This is a genomic window from Falsiroseomonas sp. E2-1-a20 (genome assembly GCF_051433195.1).
Classification (GTDB): domain Bacteria; phylum Pseudomonadota; class Alphaproteobacteria; order Acetobacterales; family Acetobacteraceae; genus Falsiroseomonas.
The window spans coordinates 1-1,808 of sequence record NZ_JBHMFT010000135.1; the positions used below are offsets into that span (position 1 = coordinate 1).

General features: G+C 72.2%; 2 protein-coding genes. One reads left to right on the forward strand and one right to left on the reverse strand.

The genetic code is table 11. The features are described from left to right. Positions 1 to 68: 68 nt before the first annotated feature. Positions 69 to 847 (forward strand): IS5 family transposase gene (locus ACFHPP_RS30915; RefSeq protein WP_437167062.1). Its coding sequence is split into 2 segments (ribosomal slippage): positions 69 to 390 and positions 390 to 847, totalling 780 coding nucleotides; the frame shifts between segments, so codons are not numbered across the junction. Here ACFHPP_RS30915 and ACFHPP_RS30920 read toward each other — a convergent pair. Further along, positions 844 to 1,671, reverse strand: a complete 828-nt coding sequence (locus ACFHPP_RS30920; protein WP_437167061.1) for a class I SAM-dependent methyltransferase — start codon at positions 1,669 to 1,671, stop codon at positions 844 to 846. The genes ACFHPP_RS30915 and ACFHPP_RS30920 overlap by 4 nt on opposite strands. Between the last annotated feature and the right edge of the window lie 137 nt (positions 1,672 to 1,808).

Sequence of the window (1,808 nt, forward strand, 5' to 3'; positions counted from 1 at the left end):
CTAGGGCCCGTTAGCGCCTGAACGCTGGGGCGGTCTTGGCGTTGAGCCGCCTTTTGGGAGCGGCTTTGGTGCTGACGGACGAGCAGTGGGCGGTGCTGGAGCCGCTGGTGGAGGCCTGTCGCCCGCACGCGAAGGTCCCGCCGAGCAACCTGCGCCGGACGATCTCCGCCATCATCTGGCGGCACACGAACGGGGCGAAGTGGCGCGCCGTGCCGGAGGAGTTCGGGCCGTGGTGGATGGCGGCCCAGACCTTCATCCGCTGGTCGCGGCTTGGCGTCTGGGAACGCCTGCTCGCCATGGTGCAGGCCCGCGGCGTCGAGCTTGGCATGGCCTTCCTCGACGGCACCTCGATCCGCGCCCATCAGAAGGCGGCAGGAGCCGCCAAAAAGCCGCCGCTCCGCCGCAACGCGGCGCTGGTGAGGCGCTTGGCCGTTCTCGCGGCGGCTATGGCACCAAGGCCTGCGTGATCGCCGACGCGGCAGGCCGCGCGGTCGCCTTCGCCCTCGCACCCGGTCAGGCGCATGAACTGCCCCACGCCATCCCGCTGCTCGCGCGCTTGCCGGGCGTGCCGGTCTGGGTGGTGGCCGACCGAGGCTACAGCAGCCACGCTTTCCGCGAGCACGTCTGGGACCTCGGCGCACGGCCAGCGATCCCGCCGAAGGTCAACGAGGCGCCCGTCGCCTATCCGGCGCCAATCTACGCTAACCGCAACCGCGTCGAGCGGCTCTGGGCCCGGCTAAAGGAGTGGCGCGCCGTCGCCACCCGCTACGAGAAGACCGCCGCGTCCTTCCTCGGCGTGCTCTGCCTCGCCGCGGCCCTGGACTGGCTCAAGCCTCGCCGGACCTAGGCCGGCCTGCGGAGCAGCGCCTCGATTACGGTCAGCCGGCCGTCCTCCGCGCTCCGGGCGACGTTGATCTGGAGGTCCCTGATCCGCTCGCCCATGAGCGTCTGCAGCCCGAGCGGCGGCAGGCCCTGGGCCTCAAGGCGCCGGCGGTTCTCCCGGAGATCCGGCATGACTTCCTCGGTCTTGTCGCGGAACACCACGACCTCGAAGCCAGCCGCGAGGATCTGCTCGCGCGTCTCCTCCGGCGCAGTCAGGAAGCTCGTCGCCGGGCCTGCCGCCCAAGGGAGCGGGTAGTCGGGCTCTCCTCTCGGGCCGGCGCCATAGTGGGAGGTGTAGAACAACCCGCCCAGGCGCAGCACGCGCAGCGCCTCCGAGTAGAAGCGCACCTTGTCCGGGACGTTCATCGCCACGTTCTCGGAGTAGGCGCGGTCGAATTCACCCGCCCCGAAGGGCAGGTCGGTCGCGCCACCCTCGACGACGCGCACGCGCTCGGAGAGGCCGGTGGCCGCGTTCAGCGCCTCGGCGGCACGGCAGAACTCGGGCGTCAGGTCGACGCTGGTCACATGGCAGCCGAAGCGCGCCGCGAGCCAGCGCGCGGGGCCGCCGATCCCGCCGCCGATGTCGAGGACGCGCTCGCCGGGGCGGGGGTCGAGGAGCGCCGCCATCTCCCGCGTCGCTTTCAGCCCCCGGCCGTGGAAGTGGTCGAGCGGGGCGAGGGCGTCGGGCGTGACCGGCGCCTCCGCCGCCCTGAGGGCGGCGAGGATGCGGGCTGCGATGCCCTCGCTGGCGTAGTGGTCCTTGACCGTGCCGCCCGTTGCCGCGCTCATGTCCCAACCCTCGCTTCCAGGCCTCGCGGATGCGGATCGCCCGAGGCGCCGCCGCGATGATAGGACGCCAGAGGGCCCGGTCGTCGAGGATATCGCGCCGGGCCGCGCAGATGCCTTCAAGGCCTAACGGACCCTAG

Bases quoted from the DNA above. Each gene is read 5' to 3' on its own strand.
- ACFHPP_RS30920 (WP_437167061.1), bottom strand. From the start codon at position 1,671: ATGAGCGCGGCAACGGGCGGCACGGTCAAGGACCACTACGCCAGCGAG.